18 protein-coding genes are annotated in these 19,764 nt (G+C 36.2%); 8 read left to right on the forward strand and 10 right to left on the reverse strand.

Translation table 11 applies throughout. The features are described 5' to 3' along the window. Window position 1 precedes the first annotated feature (1 nt). Together MP477_RS08505 and MP477_RS08510 are read right to left on the reverse strand one after the other, a co-directional pair. Entirely contained in the window at window positions 2-3,058 is a 3,057-nt protein-coding gene (locus tag MP477_RS08505) for a hypothetical protein (protein ID WP_257190039.1), read from the reverse strand. 3 nt (window positions 3,059-3,061) lie between these two features. Next, window positions 3,062-4,687 (reverse strand): T9SS type A sorting domain-containing protein, encoded by a 1,626-nt coding sequence (locus MP477_RS08510; RefSeq protein WP_257190040.1) that lies wholly within the window; start codon window positions 4,685-4,687, stop codon window positions 3,062-3,064. A 370-nt stretch (window positions 4,688-5,057) separates the two neighbouring features. On the opposite strand from MP477_RS08510, the gene MP477_RS08515 reads away from it, so the two are divergent. From MP477_RS08515 to MP477_RS08525, 3 genes are all read left to right on the forward strand, one after another. Further along, complete coding sequence (locus MP477_RS08515; protein ID WP_257190041.1) at window positions 5,058-6,128, forward strand: DUF4407 domain-containing protein; 1,071 nt, start codon at window positions 5,058-5,060, stop codon at window positions 6,126-6,128. A 14-nt stretch (window positions 6,129-6,142) separates the two neighbouring features. Then, window positions 6,143-8,017 (forward strand): AAA family ATPase, encoded by a 1,875-nt coding sequence (locus MP477_RS08520; protein ID WP_257190042.1) that lies wholly within the window; start codon window positions 6,143-6,145, stop codon window positions 8,015-8,017. Window positions 8,018-8,096: 79 nt separating this feature from the next. Continuing rightward, window positions 8,097-8,294 (forward strand): KTSC domain-containing protein, encoded by a 198-nt coding sequence (locus tag MP477_RS08525; protein WP_230037369.1) that lies wholly within the window; start codon window positions 8,097-8,099, stop codon window positions 8,292-8,294. A gap of 64 nt (window positions 8,295-8,358) precedes the next feature. On the opposite strand, the gene guaB is transcribed toward MP477_RS08525, so the two are convergent. The 8 genes from guaB to MP477_RS08565 all read right to left on the reverse strand — a co-directional run bounded on the left by guaB (window position 8,359) and on the right by MP477_RS08565 (window position 15,197). Continuing rightward, entirely contained in the window at window positions 8,359-9,819 is a 1,461-nt protein-coding gene (gene guaB, locus MP477_RS08530) for an IMP dehydrogenase (protein WP_230037367.1), read from the reverse strand. Between the two features lie 357 nt (window positions 9,820-10,176). Next, window positions 10,177-10,383, reverse strand: coding sequence for a hypothetical protein (locus MP477_RS08535; RefSeq protein WP_257190044.1), 207 nt, complete (start codon window positions 10,381-10,383; stop codon window positions 10,177-10,179). A 53-nt stretch (window positions 10,384-10,436) separates the two neighbouring features. After that, entirely contained in the window at window positions 10,437-10,937 is a 501-nt protein-coding gene (locus MP477_RS08540; protein ID WP_230037363.1) for a DUF4252 domain-containing protein, read from the reverse strand. 11 nt (window positions 10,938-10,948) lie between these two features. Beyond that, window positions 10,949-12,229 carry a DUF4252 domain-containing protein gene (locus tag MP477_RS08545; RefSeq protein ID WP_257190046.1) on the reverse strand — a complete coding sequence of 427 codons (1,281 nt, stop codon included), beginning with the start codon at window positions 12,227-12,229 and terminating at the stop codon, window positions 10,949-10,951. A 61-nt stretch (window positions 12,230-12,290) separates the two neighbouring features. Further along, window positions 12,291-12,947, reverse strand: coding sequence for a hypothetical protein (locus MP477_RS08550; RefSeq protein WP_257190048.1), 657 nt, complete (start codon window positions 12,945-12,947; stop codon window positions 12,291-12,293). Further along, window positions 12,922-13,431: an RNA polymerase sigma factor gene (locus MP477_RS08555; RefSeq protein WP_230037356.1), complete on the reverse strand. Its 510-nt coding sequence runs from the start codon at window positions 13,429-13,431 to the stop codon at window positions 12,922-12,924. The genes MP477_RS08550 and MP477_RS08555 overlap by 26 nt, the downstream gene beginning before the upstream one ends. Window positions 13,432-13,529: 98 nt before the next feature. Continuing rightward, on the reverse strand, window positions 13,530-14,690 hold the full coding sequence (locus MP477_RS08560; protein WP_257190050.1) for a putative sugar nucleotidyl transferase: 1,161 nt from the start codon (window positions 14,688-14,690) through the stop codon (window positions 13,530-13,532). Between the two features lie 255 nt (window positions 14,691-14,945). Continuing rightward, a complete protein-coding gene (locus MP477_RS08565) occupies window positions 14,946-15,197 on the reverse strand; it encodes a type B 50S ribosomal protein L31 (RefSeq protein WP_047489008.1) in 252 nt (83 codons plus the stop codon). A gap of 184 nt (window positions 15,198-15,381) precedes the next feature. Between MP477_RS08565 and MP477_RS08570 the strand changes: the two genes are divergently transcribed. The 5 genes from MP477_RS08570 to MP477_RS08590 all read left to right on the forward strand — a co-directional run bounded on the left by MP477_RS08570 (window position 15,382) and on the right by MP477_RS08590 (window position 19,671). Continuing rightward, complete coding sequence (locus tag MP477_RS08570; protein ID WP_257190051.1) at window positions 15,382-16,791, forward strand: hypothetical protein; 1,410 nt, start codon at window positions 15,382-15,384, stop codon at window positions 16,789-16,791. Continuing rightward, the gene (locus MP477_RS08575) at window positions 16,791-17,117 is read left to right on the forward strand and encodes a nucleotide pyrophosphohydrolase (protein ID WP_047488591.1); all 327 of its coding nucleotides are present in this window, start codon (window positions 16,791-16,793) and stop codon (window positions 17,115-17,117) included. Before MP477_RS08570 ends, MP477_RS08575 begins: the two co-directional genes overlap by 1 nt. Before the next feature lie 68 nt (window positions 17,118-17,185). After that, the gene (locus tag MP477_RS08580; RefSeq protein ID WP_257190053.1) at window positions 17,186-18,409 is read left to right on the forward strand and encodes a 3-phosphoshikimate 1-carboxyvinyltransferase; all 1,224 of its coding nucleotides are present in this window, start codon (window positions 17,186-17,188) and stop codon (window positions 18,407-18,409) included. A gap of 73 nt (window positions 18,410-18,482) precedes the next feature. Then, a complete protein-coding gene (locus MP477_RS08585) occupies window positions 18,483-18,971 on the forward strand; it encodes a hypothetical protein (protein WP_257190054.1) in 489 nt (162 codons plus the stop codon). A gap of 16 nt (window positions 18,972-18,987) precedes the next feature. After that, entirely contained in the window at window positions 18,988-19,671 is a 684-nt protein-coding gene (locus MP477_RS08590) for a hypothetical protein (protein WP_257190055.1), read from the forward strand. Window positions 19,672-19,764: the final 93 nt, after the last annotated feature.

Genomic DNA, 19,764 nt, shown 5'->3' on the forward strand with positions numbered 1-19,764 from the left:
ATTAGTTTTTATAGTTGTACTTCATTTCCTTTACTACTTTTCCATTCGCATCAGCTACTTTTATCAGCCTTCCTGCTGTATCATAAGTATAAAACTCTGTGATCCCTGTTGGCGGAGTGATACTTCTGACTCCTACCAGAGGATCATAGGTATAAGTAGTGACCGGAGAATTAGGAAACTGAGCTCTGAATGTCTTCAATGCACTTAATAAAGCGGCTTCATCATTATTGGACCCTGCTGCTCCATCAGTATCAGAAGCACTGACAATAGCACTGGCAGCAGATGAAATCTGAGCATAAGTTACTCCTTCAATTTTAGCAATAGGTTTTGTATTGTTATATCCCCAGATAATGGCTGTTGGAATACCGTCTTTTGTGGTATACTGTTGTAAGTTTCCGTTTAAATCATATTTATCATATTGAGCCTCTGTCGTTGAAATAGCAGGGTTTTGAAGATCATAAGATTTAACAGCTAACGGCAGTACGATATTTCCGGTTTGAGCAGTAGGTAGGGTTGCCGGATAGATGGTCTCTGTTTTTGCAATAATTTTATTATCTTTTTTAACTTCTGTACTTACAGGAATACCCACCATGTTTTTGGATATCATTAAAGTATTATTTACTTCTGTATCCTCTGCATATAAATACTTTTTTGATAGACTGGAATTGTCTGATGTAACCATATTTTCTTTGGAAAGGTTCAAGTTTTTACTACTCTCATAATAATATTCTTCTGTATACTTAATTTCATTATTGCTTATGAAATCTGTAACCACTTTCTTTTTGATAGCAGACATATTCAAAAACTTCTTATACCCCTGAACCCAGGCACCTGAAAGATGATGCACCGTTACAAAATTATTATTGTCTTTTGCATTATTAGGATTAAAATCTATATTGTCATTGAAAGTATATTCTGTTTTCTTTAAAGGATTTACAGAGCCTTCAGCGTATATAATTTCTGATTTTAGTTTACCTCTTAAAATACTTCTATCAATTCCATATAAATTTCTGAGATTTTTATACAAATTTTCTGGAACTATCTGATCGGAAGTAAAGTAGTTCCTTAAGTTTCCAGTATCAGGGTTTAAAATATCAGGATAGTCTTCATAATTTGTAAAATTGTACTCCGTATATCCTTTTCCTGCATTCACTTCAAAAACCTTTTGGTATCCTACATTATAACTATCCATACTATTTTGCTGAACATTAGAACTGGATCTCATCATCAGCTTCTGAATCGAAGTAGGACTTGTAAATTCTATATAATAAATATATCTTGGCCAGTTCATCAATATCCCTGAAGAAATTCCCCCACTTAATGCCATTGTATATTTGTATGTTTTATCATTAATTATTCCTCCGTTTTCTGAATAATCATATTGTCTGAGAATTCTTGCTCCTCCTACAACTCCCGCATTGTTCATTAAAGAAGGCAAAAAAGAACTTGCAGAATTTCTTTCTATTCTCTTACCATAATAATTAGGTTCATATTCAAAAGTAGAATACCCTTTTGTTGGATAGGTGATCTTACTTAACAATCCTAAATTGTATTTTTGAATATTAGTATCTCTATATGTATTATTTAATGTATAATCTCCTGTGGTGGCATTATAGGTTTCAAAGGGTGATATATTGGTATTATTATCATTTCCATTCCAATATCCCCAGTGATCCAGACCTTTTGTGACATACTTAGGTAAGTTTGCCGTATTATAATATTCAAAACTGTAGACTTTATTACTTTGAGGCTCTGTAATTGTTTTTAAAAAAGGTCTTTTGTTTACCCCTCCAAAATCATCATATGCAAATATGGTATTCCGAACCAAAAGGTTGTTACTAAATATCTGAATATTATCTACCAAAAACTCGTTGAAATTTAAGGCACTTGCACTTCCTTCATAATGTTTAATTGGATAACCAGCATCTTTATAATTAATTTTCACTTCCTTATCTCCATATTTTATAGATTCAAGAAGAGAACGTTTGGTCAAAACAAAATTTTCAGTATAACCTGGTGTACCAGCTGCACTAGAAGCACAGCCTGCAAGTCCTCCCGGACAATTTACCCAATCATCAACCCTTGCACCATCCTGAAAGTAGCCTTCAAAATTAAGTACTTTTGCATTATTCAGGACATTTGTAGTACTGGACATAATACTACAAAAAGTACTGTTTAAGTTATCTTGAACATATCCAAAATTGACGGTTTGCCCATTTGTAAATTCAACTTTTGAAAGACTGAATGAACTTATGTATGGGAATCCCTTAAACACATTTTGTTTAGACGGACCAGGAAGAGGTAAATTATATGCTATTTCATATTTGGAGAAATCTCCACCAAAGTAATATTTGTTTCCCTGTCCATCAGTAATAATAATTGTTTGATTAGTTGGTTTACAAAATTCATATCCTCCATAGGAGACTACTCCTGTTAAGTCAACTTTTATATTGGGATCATTTGATTCTACCAAAACATTTCCATCATTTCCCAACATAAATTTTCCGGAAATCCCCATTGCGTTAAAACTAAAAACATCAGGTTCTCCTTCATAACCATTATCTACAGTTCCCAATCTCCAGTTCTCCCCAGTTATACCTCCTGTACCATTGTGTAAATCATAAACCTGAGTATTAGTGTAGGGATTGAGCCGAACTCCAGTTAAAAAGCCATGAAGATTTGCCCCTGTTCCAAAAGGATTACCAGCAGTTCCATTAGGAATACCCTTATATTCATCAGGAATACCTTTTAAAGTTCTGGTAATCCTTCCTCCTGCCAAAAGTGACCAGTTCATCCCGGCATAATCAGATTTCTTATGAGGTAAAAAACCGGACGAATCATAGGAAATAAAAACGTCTATATTTTTTCCACCATTTGTTGGAATCGTATAAATAGGTATTCTAAGATCCAGCGTACCTGTATAAAGATTAACAGGTACATTTCCATACTTTTCAAATGCATAAGTTTGTGGTGACTTTATTTGTATTGGCTCCTTTACTTGTTGTGAGAAAGTATGCATAGCTAGCAGGAGTGGTAGCGATAAGTATATTTTTTTCATTGTTTATTTTTTAATCAATTTGGCATTCGCTGTTTTATTCGTATCCGTTTTTATGGTCACCAGATAAGCACCTTGAATAAGCGCCTGGGCATTGATTTTGGTAACATTATTTTTAGTTTTTATATTCTGAAGCTGTCTGCCACTCATATCATACAGCATAATATCAGCTTCTTTGAAATCAAAGCCTATTTCTACATACGCATAGTCTGAAACCGGGTTTGGATAGATCTTGATATCATGCTTTTCTATTAGCTGATCAACCTGTTTATCTCCCAGCTTCACAATCTTCCAGTTCTCTTTTCCTAATTCCTCAGCACTGGTTCCGGCCAGAATAATAGAACCATCTCTGTTTAATTTCAGGTCAGAAAGTCTCTCCTCTCTTTTTCTCGAGTCACCATTTACATGTTTTCTCCACTGTTCATTACCGTTGCCATCCAGATACAACATCCAGAAGGTTTCATCGTCCTTTTCTATTCTTCCTTCCGACTGAGTATAACCACCCAACAATATTCCTTTGGTGGCATCTTGATTCTTGGCTCTCGGCTCTTGACTCTGTATCACATTCATTCCCATTAAGATATCCCTGTTCTTAAAATTATAAGACTTCTGCCACAGCTCATCACCTCTTTCATTCAAAGAAATCAGCCAAAGGTCCGTACCTTCTTCAATACCTACTGATTTATTTCCGGATCTTTCGGACCTGGATTCTCCTCCAATGATAAAACCGGTTGAAGTTAAAGCCAATGTTCTGATATGATCATCTCCTTTTCCACCAAAGTTCTTTTCCCATTCTAGTTTTCCATTTTTATCCAGCTTTACGATCCAGTAGTCGCCTTCACCGAAGTTGGTGCTGGCTTTTGGCTTTTGGCTGATGGCCATTGAGACAGATGATCTTTCAGTCGAAGGTTTAGTATTAGGATTCCCAACCTCGGAACTCCTCGAATAGATCCCTAATAATGCTCCACCGTCTTTCGTTGGTATCATTTTTTCCACTTCGTCTAATCCTCTTCCTCCCAGAATAAGCTGAGACAATTCTTTTCCGTCTTTATCGAGTCTGGTGATCCAGACATCTTTTGAACCGTAACCTTTGGATGAATTCTGTATATTTCCCGCTACAAAAAATCCTAAGTCAGTGGTTTGAATCACTGCTTTGGCTTCTTCATCTGAGGAAGTTCCCAAGGTTTTCTGCCACAGTTCATCACCAAATTCATTCAGCCTGATCAGCCAGATATCTGATCCGCCTTTGGAATCATCTTTTTTATCCAGGCCTTTTCCGGAATAAGAAGTTCCTGAAACCAGAAATCCACCATCCTGGGTGGTCACTGTTGCGGATAAATAATCGTGGTTTTGTCCCGCAAAATATTTCTCCCAAACCTGTTCGCCCTGCTGGTTGAGTTTTACCAAATGAAAATCGTAGCCGTTATTTGGCTTTTGGCTATTGGTAGCCAGCGACTGGCTTTTAACCTGGATAGAGCTTCCGGTGATAAGATATTGCTGATCAATAGTGGTGATCACCTGATTGAGAAAATCCTGGGTGAAAGATTTGATGTCTTTCTGCCAGATCACTTCCTGGGCAGATAGGCTCAGAGCTGTGCACAGAAACCATGCACCGAGATAAAATTTTTTCATTCTCTGTTCTTTTAAGTTATTGTTATTTTAATTTTTGCTGCAAAAGTATTCTTTTTAGTTCACTGTCAAAAGATTTATTAGCGTGGATGCGTACAAATTCATCACCCATTAACTTCTTTCTAGGTTTATGTTATTTTCATTCAAAAATAATACTCAAAAGCGTCAAAACGTGTCGTATAATTATGGAAAAGAAGCAATTAATTCTAAAAAAGAAATTTCATGTTCTTTTACATTATATTCAATTAAACATATTCATATAATAGTTTGTTTTACAAAAAATACGGATAAAAAGAAGATTACTTGGTAAAACATAATACTATCTTTTACATTGGTATGATTTTTAGTATTACATTTGTATAAATTTTCAGTTATGAAAACAAACCAACAAACTATAAATCAAGGGAATCATAAAATAAATTGGTTCCAGCAGTTTCTGATGGTATGTTCCGGCGGAAACATCCATATTTTGAGAAAAACTCCCAGTGAATGGAATAAATTTTCGGGGATTGGAGGAATTGTCCTCTTCACCGCTGTATTTGCTACTCTTTCTGCTGGGTATGCCATGTATACGGTATTTGATAATATCTGGGCTTCTGTAGGATTCGGAATTCTTTGGGGATTAATGATCTTCAACCTGGACCGTTATATTGTTTCATCCATTAAGAAGACCGGGACATGGTGGAACCAGATCCTGATGTCTATTCCCCGCCTGATTTTGGCCACATTTTTAGGAATTATCATTTCAAAACCTTTAGAGCTTAAAATTTTTGAAAAGGAAGTTAACAAACAGCTTAATACCATTATACAAAGAAATAAGAAGCAGCTTCAGGGAGAAATGAGCGGAAGAATTCTTCAGCAAAGCGGACCCTTTGAAACCGAGAAGCAGCAGATTTCAGAAAAGACCGCCCAATATCAAAAGTCTTATGATTCAGCATCTGTGGAACTGGAGAAAGAAATTCTGGGAAAACAGTCAGGACTGACCAGTGGAAAAGAAGGTTTCGGGCCTAATGCCAAACGTAAACAGCAATTAAAAGAACAGCGCAGGCTGGATCTTGAAAATTTTCAGAAACAATCTGCTCCCAGACTGGAATATTTGGATAAAGAAATTTCCAAAGTATATACTAATCTGGAAACGGAAAGGAAATCTTCAGAAACCTTTGAAGATAAATTCAACGGTTTTGCCGCAAGACTGCAGGCCCTGGATGAACTTGGCAAAAACTCAGCCATTATTGGATTGGCTGCTGCTTTCATAATGGGACTTTTTATCTGTCTTGAGATCTCTCCTGTTCTGGTGAAATTAATATCCCACATAGGGCCTTATGATTATCTTTTAGAAAAAACGGAAAATGATTTCAGACTGTATTCCAAAGAAAAAATTGAAAAAGGAAATGCGCTGACCGATTTTCGTATTGATGATTTTAAGGATAATTTAAAAAATTAGTGTATTTTTCAAATATGATTATTGATAAAGAAGAGATCCGGAAAAAAAAGAAAAAGCTGGATGACTGTAAAGCTTTTCTCAAAAAGGAATTCATTGGAATAGATAAAATTATTGATAACCTGATGGAATATATTCAGGTATGGTATCTGATGCCTGAGATTCTTACCCGCCCTGTGGTAATAAGCCTTTGGGGAATGACAGGAGTAGGAAAAACTGACCTGGTAAGAAAAATGGTCCGGTTTCTGGATTTCCAAAACCGTTTCGTAGAAATTGAGCTCAGCAACAGTGATGAAACCTCATGGAGCAAAAGCGTTGCCGATATATTTCAAACTAATGGTCTTGGTGATGAGAAACCCAGTATTGCCCTTTTTGACGAGATCCAGCGCTTTAACACCCTTGAACCGGATGGAACTCCTGTTCCCCAGACTAAATATACAGATTTCTGGGAGCTTTTAAGTGATGGACGGTTAAGTAAAAGGGAACGTGAAGATCTTGAACATTACCTCTTCTCCTACCTTTTACGGAAAAAGGAAAATGAAAGACGGAAAAAAGGTGGTGAAACAGATCTGGAAGAAAACCCCTATCTCAATCTCTGGGATGCAAAAGAGCTTAAGAAATACCTCAGCATGGAAGATGATGTGATGAGCATCATTGATATGAAAGAGGAAGATATGATCAAGCTGATCCGTAAGAAACAAAAGGAAAAGAAAATCTATGAGCCTGTAGATTACAGCAAAATGCTGATCATCATCAGTGGAAACCTGGATGAAGCCTTTCAGATGTCCCGCGAAACCAGTGAAGCTGATATAGATGCCAATATCTACCATGCATTTACAAAAAAAATCACAATGGTGGACATAAAGAATGCATTGGCCAGAAAATTCCGTCCTGAGCAGGTTGCCAGGTTTGGTAATATTCATCTTATTTATTTTTCACTGAAAACAGAAGATTTTTACAAGCTGATTCAACGGGAGATCAATAATCTGAAACATAAGACCAAAACAAAATTCGGTATTGCCCTGAAGATTAATAAAAATATTAATGAGCTTATCTACAGAAACGGTGTTTTTCCTGTACAGGGTGTCCGTCCCGTATTCAGCAGTGTAGTGGATATTTTAGATACCAACCTCAGCCAGTTTCTTTTTGAAGCAATTATGAATGAGGATACAACTATAGAAATTGATTACCTTCAGGAGCAGAAGATCATTACCGGGAAGATAGGCAGCAGAATGGTTGAAATTCCTTATCTGGGAAGAATAGACAGCATACGTCAGGCTAATGAGCAGAATGCCGTCGCTAATATCAGCGTCCACGAATGCGGTCATGCCGTTTGCTATATGCTTTATACCGGATTTGCCCCATTACAGCTGAAAAGTAAGGTGGCAAGCAGCTATGCCGCAGGTTTTACATTTCCCCATCAGATACACGACACAAGGGAAAGTATCCTGGACAGAATTAAAATTTATCTTGCGGGAGGAATTGCTGAAGAAATTATTTTTGGCGAAAAGAATGCCAGCATAGGAAGAAGTCATGATAGAGAGCAGGCTACTGTTCTTGCTATTGATTATATCAGAAAATATGGTTTTGAGGAGGATTTTCAGGCCACCTATAACCTGGAAGATTATCCTCACCGCATGCAGCAGCATATTACCGATGAGAGAGTAGAAAAACTAATACAGGATCTCGCCAAAATAACCAGGGAAGACCTTATCCTTCACCTGGACCTGTTGATAGATATAAGCAGAATACTGAGTGAAAAAGGAAGCATGCTGCCTAAAGAAATTTATGATATTGCCATTAAGCATCATCTAAAGGTAAGCATCAAAGAGGAGGGCTATCTTCATATTACAGATTACCATGACCTTCTCCATCTTCAGAAAAAAAACTGAGAATAGTATAACTAAAGCTTTCGGATATCCGGAAGCTTTTCTTTTTCATATCAGGGAACATTTTTTGCTTTACCCTGGTATGCCATCAAGTGTCGTAAATAGCTTTATTTATTTTCCTGAAACTGAAATATTGCGAATTATATATCAGTCGGGAGCTGTTTATGACTACCTTAATGTACCGTCTGATATTGTTGAAAAGTTTAGAAAGGCCAAGTCAAAAGGCATTTTCCTAAATAAGATCATTAAACCTGGATTTAAATATTCCAGAATAAGCTGAACAAAAAAGCCTTCAAAAGTAATTCACTTTTAAAGGCTTTCTATTGAACAATATTAACTTCTTTTTATAAAGAGTAGTTCGGAGCTTCCTGAGTAATGATGACATCATGTGGATGCGATTCTTTTAATCCACTTCCTGTGATCATCACCAGTTTGGAATCTTTTTGTAAAACTTCAATATCTTTAGCTCCACAATATCCCATACCGGCTCTTAATCCTCCCGTTAACTGGAAGATTACATCTTCTAGTTTTCCTTTGTGAGGTACTCTTCCTTCAATTCCTTCCGGAACGAATTTTTTAGCTTCACTTTGAAAATATCTTTCTTTTCCTCCTCTTTTCATTGCAGAAAGGCTTCCCATTCCCTGGTAGGATTTAAATTTTCTTCCCTGGAAGATAATCTCTTCACCCGGTGCTTCATCTGTTCCTGCTAAAAGAGATCCTAGCATCACTGCTCCTGCCCCGCTTGCAATTGCTTTTACAATATCTCCGGAAAGCTTAATCCCTCCATCTGCAATTACGGTAACATTTTTAGATTTCGCATATTCATATACGTTATAAATAGCTGATAGCTGTGGTACACCTACTCCGGCAACCACTCTCGTTGTACAGATAGATCCCGGACCTACTCCTACTTTAAGAACATTAGCCCCTGCTTCAATCAAATCTTTAGCAGCATCAGCCGTTACAATATTTCCTCCTACAATATCTAAATCCGGATATTTTTTTCTGATTTCTGAAATCTTATCCAGTACCCCTTTCGAATGTCCGTGTGCAGAGTCAATTGCTATGATATCAACGCCGGCTTTTACCAAAGCCTCGATTCTATCTAATGTATCTTCTCCTACTCCTACTCCCGCACCTACAATAAGACGGCCTCCCTGATCTTTATTAGCATTAGGGTATTCTAATTGATTATCAATATCCTTGATGGTAATTAACCCTACAAGCTTATTATCTTTATCTACAATCGGAAGTTTCTCTACTCTGCTTTTAAGAAGAATTTCTTTAGCTTTTTCAAGGTTGGTATCTTTATCGGAAGTGATAAGATTTTCTTTGGTCATGATCTCTTCCACTTTCATATCAAGATTTTCCTGATATTTCACATCTCTGTTGGTAATGATTCCTATCAGAACATTATCAGCATCTACTACAGGAAGCCCTGAAATTTTGTATTTCGACATCATTTCTTTGGCCTGTCCTAAAGTATAATCTTTAGAAAGGGTTACCGGATCTGAAATCATTCCGTTTTCGGAACGCTTCACGCGATTCACCTGTGCAGCCTGCTCAGCAATGGTCATATTTTTATGAATAAAACCTAAGCCTCCAACTCTTGCCAAAGCAATCGCCAGATCACCTTCAGTAACAGTGTCCATCGCAGCAGATACTATCGGAACATTCAGCGTGATTTTGTCGGTAAGTCTTGATTTTAATGATACCTGGTTAGGTAAAACTTCTGAATAAGAAGGGACTAGAAGAACGTCATCGAAAGTGATGGCTGTCTCTACAATTTTGTTATGAATAGACATCTTTACTTTCTTTGCAAAATTAGGCTATTTTAGTGAGATATGAAAATCATTTTTAATAGTTTACATAAAAATTAATAATCTATAACTTAAATCAAAAAAACCATCCTTTAATAAGAATGGTTTGATCACAAAATAAATCTAGTATGTTTGAAACTACTTGTTACAAATTATCTTTACGGCATCATAACTTCTGTTATCTAACCGGGTTACCATTTTCGTTCAGCTTTTCAATGTGGGTCTGGTTATTTTTATCAATATAAAGCCTTTAGCCGAACTTTTCCTTTTGTATCGCGGATAAAAATACCCACATCTCCATTGGATTAAAGAAGATCATTCCCGCCTCTCTTTCTCTCGGCTTCATTCTTTGTGACTGGCCATTCCGGGATGTTGTCTTTCTTTATTGCTGATGATCATCTTTAAGGTTCCGTCTTTCTCTACAATATTGATGCGTTCCACATCTATTTCTTTAAACCTCTCATTGGAAGACTGCATTTTGAATGCGAGAATAAAAAACAGAATACAAACTACAGTAAGTGAAACAACGTAAATCTTTAGGGCACGCACTTCCTTTACTAATTTTTAAATATTAAAATTGCTTTGACTTATATGAAATTAAATTACTTATCTGAAACAGAATTAATTATTTTTGAGATATCATCTGCTGTAAAATTTCCTTTTACATCTACAAATACCAATTCTTTACTTGAATTTACAGTAATCAGCATATTTTTAATAGCATCCCCATTCTGTTTTACGCGTACATTCACATTTTCACCATCATGTTTTACGGTCGCCCAGTCTTCATAGTTATTATTATTTAAATAGTTAGCATAATCATTCAGCATTTCTTTACTTCCATTTTCTACGGTAAGAACTTTGATTTTAGAAACCTTTCTAATCAGATCAATGACCTCTTCACTTTCCCCATCTTCTCTTAAGGCTTTCTTTATAAAAGGCTTTGCCATCATCAGGGGTACATTAATACTTTTAAATTTCGCCCCTTTGAAATCATACCCGGAATCTGAAAAGAAATCCATATTGGGTTTTCCTGAAACCACACAGGACTGAAGTGCAAATACTGTGAAGAAGACAAGAAAAATGTTTTTAAAAATTTTCATGGTGATTGTTTTTAGTCTATAGCTTTTAATGAGCCTCCTGAAGTTTTGCTGATATTGGATTCTATTTCCGGTCTTCCTTTATATCTTACCAGTCCTCCTGAAGATGCTCTCACTTTTAATTTTCCTGATACACTTACTGTAAGATTTCCACCTGATGTAGCTTCTGTTTCTACATAATCAAACTTTAAGTCTTCTGCCTTACAGACAGCGCCGCTGCTGATATCAATGGTTCCGGAATTGGCTTTTCCACTTAAGCTGGTACTGGATCCGCTTGAGCTTTTAATGGATATATTCCCTGCAGTCACTCCCGCTCTTACACTTGCTCCCGATGAAACAGACAGGTCTACGGCTTCCATGATTTTAAAATCACCTGTCATGTGAGCTCCCGATGATGCATCAATTCTCATATCCTTTTCCTGAATAGAATTGACTACCGTAAAGTTTGATCCTGATGAGATATCAATATTATCCATTTTTGGAGAAGATACATTAACGCTTAAGTTTTTAAACCTTAAGTTTTTTACTCCTTTATTATCAACATGGATCTTCAATACTCCGTTTTCTACTTTTGTAATAATATATTGCAGCTTATCTGCATCTGCAATTACCTTAACACTGGTAGGCTTTTCCTGTTTGAAAACAACATTTACTCCTGTACTCACCTGGATTCCTGAAAACTCACCTACATTTCTTGCTTCTCCATTCAGATAAGACACATTATTTTCTGAAGTAAGTGTATTTCTTGTGTTTGTTACAGGATTCTTTTTGGTTTCACTGGAATTAATGATCTTGCTGACATCATCCATAGAAAGCTTCCCGTCAAGCATTACAAAAATACTCTCTCCGCCACCTCCGTCAATGCTCAACAGCAAATCATCCAGCATTCCATTCTTAGCTTCGGAAGAGAGGAACTTTACCTTAGCTCCCGCGTTATTCACTGTCATGATCTCGCTATAATTGAGATTTTTCACATAGGAAGCTACATCTCTGCTCAATTGAGAAAGGTTGTCCTGAACTCTGCGTCCGTCTGCTGTATTTCCTTTTTCAGGATTCTCTGTGATCAGAATTTTTAATCCATTAATTTTTGATAATAATGGTTTTATCTGATCCAGCTGCGAATCATCAATATTCAGGCTGCTAAGCATTCCAAACATCGGCTTGGCAATTTTGATGGAAGTAACTCCTTCCACTTCCTGATATTTTTCAAAAAGCTGGTCGAATTTGTCTCTTTGCCCATATACATTAAAAAAATGGGAGAAAGCAAGTGCGAATATTATGAATAGTTTTTTCATGAGTCAATTTTATTTTTTAAGTTAATGATGAGTACTACTGATCAGACCGAATCTTTTTCAGTTAATAATCGTCATCCACCACTTTAGGCTGTACCAATTTTTCACTAACGTTATTTGCAAATATCTGGAATGAATACTTAGTCACATTGATGGCTTCTTCTACATTATCAATTCTTTTTCCGTTAACGATAACGTAAGAGTTTTCATAGCCTGTAGAATCTTTTTTTGTTTTAGTGTTGAAAGAAGAATTATCTACATATCTCGGCTTTCTCTCTTTTTTAAGCCGTCCTCTTTTGGGTAGAATCTCATCCAATACATCTTTTTCAGCCATAGAATTTCCCTGAAAAATAGAGTCTTTTTTTGCTCCTGAGATAGAATCTGTATGATTAACAGCTACCTGGCTTTTATGGTCATTATTCTCTTCTATAAAGTCAGACTTTTGTCTTAATACTTCATCTTTCACTAATTTTTCGGCATCCTGAGCACCTGTATTCTGATAGGTATTGAAAATAAATCCAATACTGAAAAGTAACAGAACAGCTGCTGCCATCCAGAACCATTTTGGGAAAGAAGGCTTATTCTTTTCTAAAGGAATAATAGGAGCAGTATCTTTTTCTTCTGTCTTCTGAAGAAAGTCTTCAAAACTCCAGTCCATTTTTTCGTCCTTTATGTCCCGGAAGATTTCGTCGTATTTATCTTGTAATTGATCTTTTTTCATAACTCATCAATTGTGTAATTTGTTCTTTTACCTTTTGTCTTGCCCGCATCAGGTTTACCCTTACTGCATTTTCTTCCATTTCCAGCATTTCAGAAATTTCGGAAACTTCATACTCCTCTACATCTTTCATATGGATGACCATTTTCTGCTTTTCCGGAAGCTGGTTGATAAATCCTATAATATGATCTTTAAGATTATCAATATCCATACTGTAGAGCTCTGATCTGTGGAGCTGCATATCTGCAAACCCTATCTTCACGTTGTGATGCTTCAGACGGTTCAGGCATTCGTTCCGGACAGATTTCAGCGCATAGGATTTCAAATTCCCAAACTGCTCAAGTTCCTCCTTCTTCTGCCAGAATTTCATCATCAGATCCTGCACAACATCTTCTGCTTCATCACTGCTCATGACAAATCTTTTCGCAAAACGATACATCTCGTCTTTGAGAATAAACACCGTATTCTTGAAAGTTTCTTGGGTCATGAGTTTTGTTTCTTATAGGTAAGACAATTGCTGTTACCATTCTATTACATCGAAAATAAAAAAAACTTCAATTATTTTGAAGTTTTTTTATAATCAGGTTAATAGGTCTCAAAAATATGTTTTAAAATCGCCTTGTCATCGTCTGTTAGAGAGACTTTTCGTCTTCCCATTGCTCTTTCTGCAACTTCATACACTTTATCCAACTTAAACCTTTCATCATCTTTAAGCCCACCCCATGAGAAGTTTTCTACAAGATTGGGAGGGAAGCCCGGTTTAAAGATATTGGAAGCCACGCCAATAACAGTTCCTGTATTCAATTGGGTATTGATTGCTGTTTTTGAATGATCACCTACGATCAGACCTGCAAACTGTAAGCCTGTATCTTCAAAAGCTTTAGTCCTGTAGTTCCAGAGTTTTACATGGCTGTAATTATTTTTAAGGTTGGAAGAATTGGTATCGGCTCCGAAGTTACACCATTCTCCTATAACGGAATTCCCGATAAAGCCTTCATGCCCTTTACTGGTATAGCCGAAAATAATAATATTGTTTACTTCACCCCCTACTTTACAATGGGGCCCGATAGTAGTAGCTCCATAGATTTTGGCTCCAAGATTAAACTTAGAATCATCTCCTAATGTAATAGGACCACGAAGATTACAGCCTTCCATTACTTCAGCATTTTTACCGATATAGATTTTCCCTGTTTTGGTATTCAGGGTTGAAAATTCAATCTGTGCTCCTTCTTCAATAAACAGATCTTTCTTATCTCCTAAGAATCCATTGGTAGAAGAAAGTTCCTGTGAAGTTCTTCCTTTTGTAAGAAGTTCAAAATCAAAATCAATAGCATGGTGATTATAGGTAAACAGATCCGCAGGCTTCTTAAAGAAAATAAGCTTTTCCTTAATATCCGTCATTTTTTCAATCTGATGTAAGGAAAAATCTTTCATGTTAATTCTGGCCGCCACCAATTCGTCTTCATATACCAGCGCCTCTCCCTGTTTAAGTTCTTTGATCTGCTGAATGACTGATTCTGTAGGTAAAAAATTGGCAACCAGAAAAAGACTCTCTGTATCTTCAGGATTTTTAAACTTATTCTGAAGATAGTTTTCTGTAAAATAAGAAACTTCATTATTCTCCAGGATTTTCTGCCATCTTTCTGAGAAAGTGAGGATTCCGCATCGCATTGCTGCAACAGGGCGGGTAAAAGTAAGTGGAAGAAAGTCTTCCCAATATTGTGCGTCTGAAAATACTAATTGCATTTTTTAGAAGTTAGAGATTAAAAGTTAGAATTCAGAGACTGAAATTCTATCCAAAACAAAAATACAAAAAGATGTGAGAAGTTAGAATAGGATCAGGTGCAAAAATTGGGAGTAATAAAAACTTACATCAATATACCTTCTCTTTAACGCAAAGTTCTACTTTTATTACGCTTTATCTGGGCAGCCACATCACGTTATGACACAAAAAAAGTCTCCCAAAAGATTGGAAGACTTCTATATTTTGATAGCAAAAAATTACTTAGCGAATTTTTTGTATTTGTTCATGAACTTATCTACTCTACCTGCAGTATCAACTAATTTTACTTTACCAGTGTAGAAAGGGTGAGAGGATGAAGAGATTTCCATTTTGATCAAAGGGTACTCTTGTCCTTCATACTCGATAGTGTCTTTTGTTTCTGCAGTAGACTTGCAAAGAAACACCTCGTCGTTACTCATATCTTTGAAAACAACAAGTCTATAATTTTCTGGGTGAATTCCGTTTTTCATAATACTATTTTTAAAAAAATTAAAGTTTGCTTCCGAAATAGTAATGGATATTTCTCTGCTAATTTTAGGTTGCAAAAATACAACATTTTTTTAAATATGCAAATACTGAATTCAATATTTTTTTAATGATAAGAAATTCAAAGTATTTTCGTTAAATTTGGAACTTACTTAAACTTTAATTTCGATGAAATTCAAATTATTACTGGCTTTTTCTTTCTGGGTACTGCTTGCCGCAGTATCGTGTAATAAGGACGATATTACGTTTGATGCCCCTTCACAGGAGCTGCGTTTTTCCAGGGATACGGTATTTTGTGACACGGTATACCACCAGGTTCGTTCAGAAACCTATGTTGTAAAAGTATATAATAATGAGGATAAAGATATTCTAATCCCAAGAATTAACCTTGAAAAAGGAGCCGCTTCTTTATATAGAATTAATGTAGATGGAAAACCAGGATATGATTTTAAGGATGTTCCTTTAAGAAAAAAAGACAGTCTTTTTATATTTGTTGAAATAGCTCCGGAAGCTTCAGGACCTGAAGCCATTGCTGAAGATAAAGTTCTTTTCTCCGGACCTGCAGGCCAGCAGCATGTCACTTTATTTTCTGTGGTTCAGGATGCTGAGTTTTTTATTCAGACGTCCACTAATCCTAATATAATTGCAAATCATACTACATGGAATAACAATAAGGCCAAGATCATCTACGGAAACCTTACCGTTAATCCGAATATCATGTTGAATATAGAACAGGGTACTAAAGTATATTTCCACCAAAACAGTGGAATGAAAATTTCTTCAGGGGGCACTTTAAATATCAACGGAACACAGGATCAACAGGTGATTATTAGGGGTGACAGAAATGATTTGGATCATGATACCCTTCCTAAAAACTGGAACTCAATCAGAATGGAAGCCAATTCAACACTGAATATGAACCATGCAAGACTTTTTGGAGGAACCAGGGGTCTGGATATGAGACAGACTACCGCCACCATTAAAAACTCATTCATCCATACGTTCTTTGAATATGGAATTTATGCAGTAGCTTCTACAGTTAATGCCAATAACCTGGTAATGAACAACTGTGGTTCATCCTGTATCGGAATTTTCAGAGGTGGAAATCACACCTATACTCATGCCACGATTGCCAATTATTCAAGAAGCATGAGTTCTTTTGACAGAAAAGGAATTTTTGCAACCAATGAATGGAAAAATGATGCAGGGCAGACCGAACAAGGCGCTTTACAGCAGCTTATCCTGCAAAACAGTATTGTCTATTCTGACAGAGATAATTCTGTTCAGTTTGAACAGACACCGGGGCAGCAGTTTGAATTCTTAATCCAAAACTGTTTATTAAAATATTCCGGAACATCGGAAGCAGGTTTCCCTTTCGACAATAATACCAATGTGGTACAAAGTATCAAAAATGAGGAACCTCAGTTTGTCAATTATTTCATGGCTAAAATGAATTTAAGGGTAAAAACGCCTTCTCCGGCCAGAGGTAAAGGAAATGTAACAGTGGCAGGAACGGTACCTTTTGATATCGTGAATGTATCCAGAACCACTAACCCTACTCTTGGAGCTTATCAATAATGGAAATCACTCATCTACAGCAGCAGGTTGACGAATGGATAAAAACCATCGGTGTACGATATTTTAATGAGCTTACCAATATGGCGATGCTGACCGAAGAAGTGGGCGAAGTTGCCAGAATCATTGCCAGAAGGTATGGTGAGCAGAGCGAAAAAGAAAGCGACAAAAGCAAAGATCTTGGAGAAGAACTGGCAGATGTTCTTTTTGTTACTTTATGTTTGGCCAACCAGACTGGAGTCAACCTCCAGGAAGCATTTGACAAAAAAATGAAAATAAAAACTGATCGGGATAAGGATCGCCATCAGAATAATGAAAAATTAAAATAAGATCTTCATCAGATTTCAGGTAAGCATATCTGAAATCTGATGTCCGGATTTTGAAATATGAAGAAATAATGAAGCTAGAGAAATCAACATTAACTGGAGATAAAACAGTACAGATCAGCGGTTCGAAAAGTATTTCGAATCGTTTATTGATTTTGGAAAGTCTGTTTAGCAATATAAAAATCGGAAATCTTTCCAATTCTCAGGACACGCAGTTGCTAAAAAAAGCATTATCTGCAAATACTGATGTGGTGGATATTCACCATGCGGGAACAGCCATGCGTTTTCTTACATCCTATTATTCAATTCAGGAAGGGAAAACAACTGTTCTTACCGGCTCAGGGAGAATGAAAGAAAGACCTATCAAAAATTTGGTAAGCGCTTTGAGAGATCTTGGTGTGGACATTGAATATTTAGAAAATGAAGGATTTCCTCCTTTAAAAATCACAGGAAGAAAAATCACTCAAACCCAGGTGAATGTTCCTGCCAATATTTCAAGTCAGTTTATTACATCTCTTCTTCTTATTGCAGGAAAACTTGAAAACGGACTGAAGATTAATCTTGTCGGCGAGGTAACGTCAAGATCTTATATTGAAATGACCCTGGATATTTTAACAAAATTTGGAATTACAAGCAGCTTTGAAGGAAATACCATACAAGTAGAACACCACTATGAGGATAGTGAATCTTCAGCATTAAGTTATGAAGTAGAAAGTGACTGGAGTTCGGCTTCTTATTTCTACTCTATCTGTGCGTTGGGAAGAAAAACAATTTATTTAAAAAGCTTTTATAAAGAATCTACTCAAGGGGATTCGGCCATTGCAAAAATCTATGAAGACTTCTTCGGGATTAAAACGATCTTTTCTGAGGATGAGCATAAAATCACATTACAACCTCAGCCGGATTTTTCTTTTCCGGAAAAAATCGTATTGGATATGAACAATTGTCCGGATATTGCACAGACTCTTTGTGTAACTGCGGCAGCATTACAAATTCCTTTTGATATTTCAGGACTGGGAACTTTAAGAGTGAAAGAAACCGACAGATTACTGGCTTTATATAATGAGCTGAAAAAACTGGGAACGGAAACGGAAATCACGGATCTAACTATCAAATCTATCCATTTTGGGAATCCGCAAGAAAATATTTCTATTAAAACCTACCAGGATCATAGAATGGCGATGAGCTTTGCTCCTTTTTGCCTGATCAAAGAGCTTAGTATCGAAGAGGAGGATGTTGTAGAAAAGTCTTATCCGATGTTCTGGGAAGACCTTGCCTCTGTAGTTACAAAATAATTTAAGAATGTGGTAATTTGAATAAGATTATAAGTCATTTCAAATTACTACATTTAATACATCATATCCTTCCATGAAAAAATATTTAATTTTATTTTCATTACTACTTCCATTGTCAGTTTGGGCGCAATACCTGCTTCCCAATGAAGAAATTCTGTATTCTTTTGAAACGAAAACAGGAAAGAAAATGGCCTTGGTAAAAGATAAAGAGAACGGATACATTCAGTACCGTTTTGGGAGTAAAGATCATGTAGAAATGGAATTTCCCGCTGAAAAGACAAAAGACAGCTGGAAAAAATTCAGGTACAGATCTTATATGAGAGGAGGAGGAAAACAGAATGCAGGAATGGAGCTCAACTATTTGACCTTTACCAATAAGGAGTATCAATATCAGCTTTTCAGAACATACTACGCAGAAGATAATTCCTATTCTACCGGTATCACAGTAACCGACACTAAGGGTAAAGAGACCAATATCAACGGTATATACAAAACGATAAAAGGGTGCATGTGCTATTTGAAAGAATCCGGACTGATCGAAAAAGAAGATACCGGATTATAAATTCAAATATAGCTGTATGAAAAGTCTTTTCTCTTTAATTGCTTTATTGCTGATCACTTTTTATAATGCCCAGGGTCTGAAAAATTTTCCGACACCGAAAGGATATACAAAGATTGCCGAATCTAAAGGAGACTTGGATAAGGACGGAAAAGATGAAGTGGTGATTATATTTGATACTGATCAGAAAGCTTCAGAAAACGCAGACAATCCGGAATTTAAAGATTATAAAAGAGTTTTCTACATTCTGAAAAACGAGGATAACAGCCTTAAGGTCTGGAAGAAAAACGCCACCGTTCTTTTTTCAAGCGGAATGGGTTTTTACCCTGAAGAGAATACTCCTCCGGAAATTTCTATCAAAAATAATGCACTGACGATTTCACAGACATTTAATACCAATTCAAGACATACCCAAAATTATAACCATACTTTCAGGTTTCAGAATGGAGATTTCTATTTGATAGGTTCCCATGATCAATTTGAAGACACCTGTGATTTTATTTTTTTGAATGAGATCAATTTTTCAACAGGAAAGGTTATCGTTGATAAAGAATATTCATCCTGTAATGATGAAACGAAAGCACCTGATCCTTTTCACAAGGAGTTTACCCATAAGCTGAAAACCCTTATAAAGATGAATGACTTTACCATTGGAGGGCATCAATTCAGAATTCCCGGTTCTGCTGATGATCTCTTTTTTTAGAATGTAGATTTCTTTCTTATTTATGTCATACAAATTAATCATCTCTTAAAATTAAATTAACTCCTTATATCTTGACCTATTCTTATTTTTAGC

Origin of the sequence: Chryseobacterium sp. WG23 (genome assembly GCF_024586575.1) — a bacterium.
GTDB lineage: Bacteria > Bacteroidota > Bacteroidia > Flavobacteriales > Weeksellaceae > Chryseobacterium.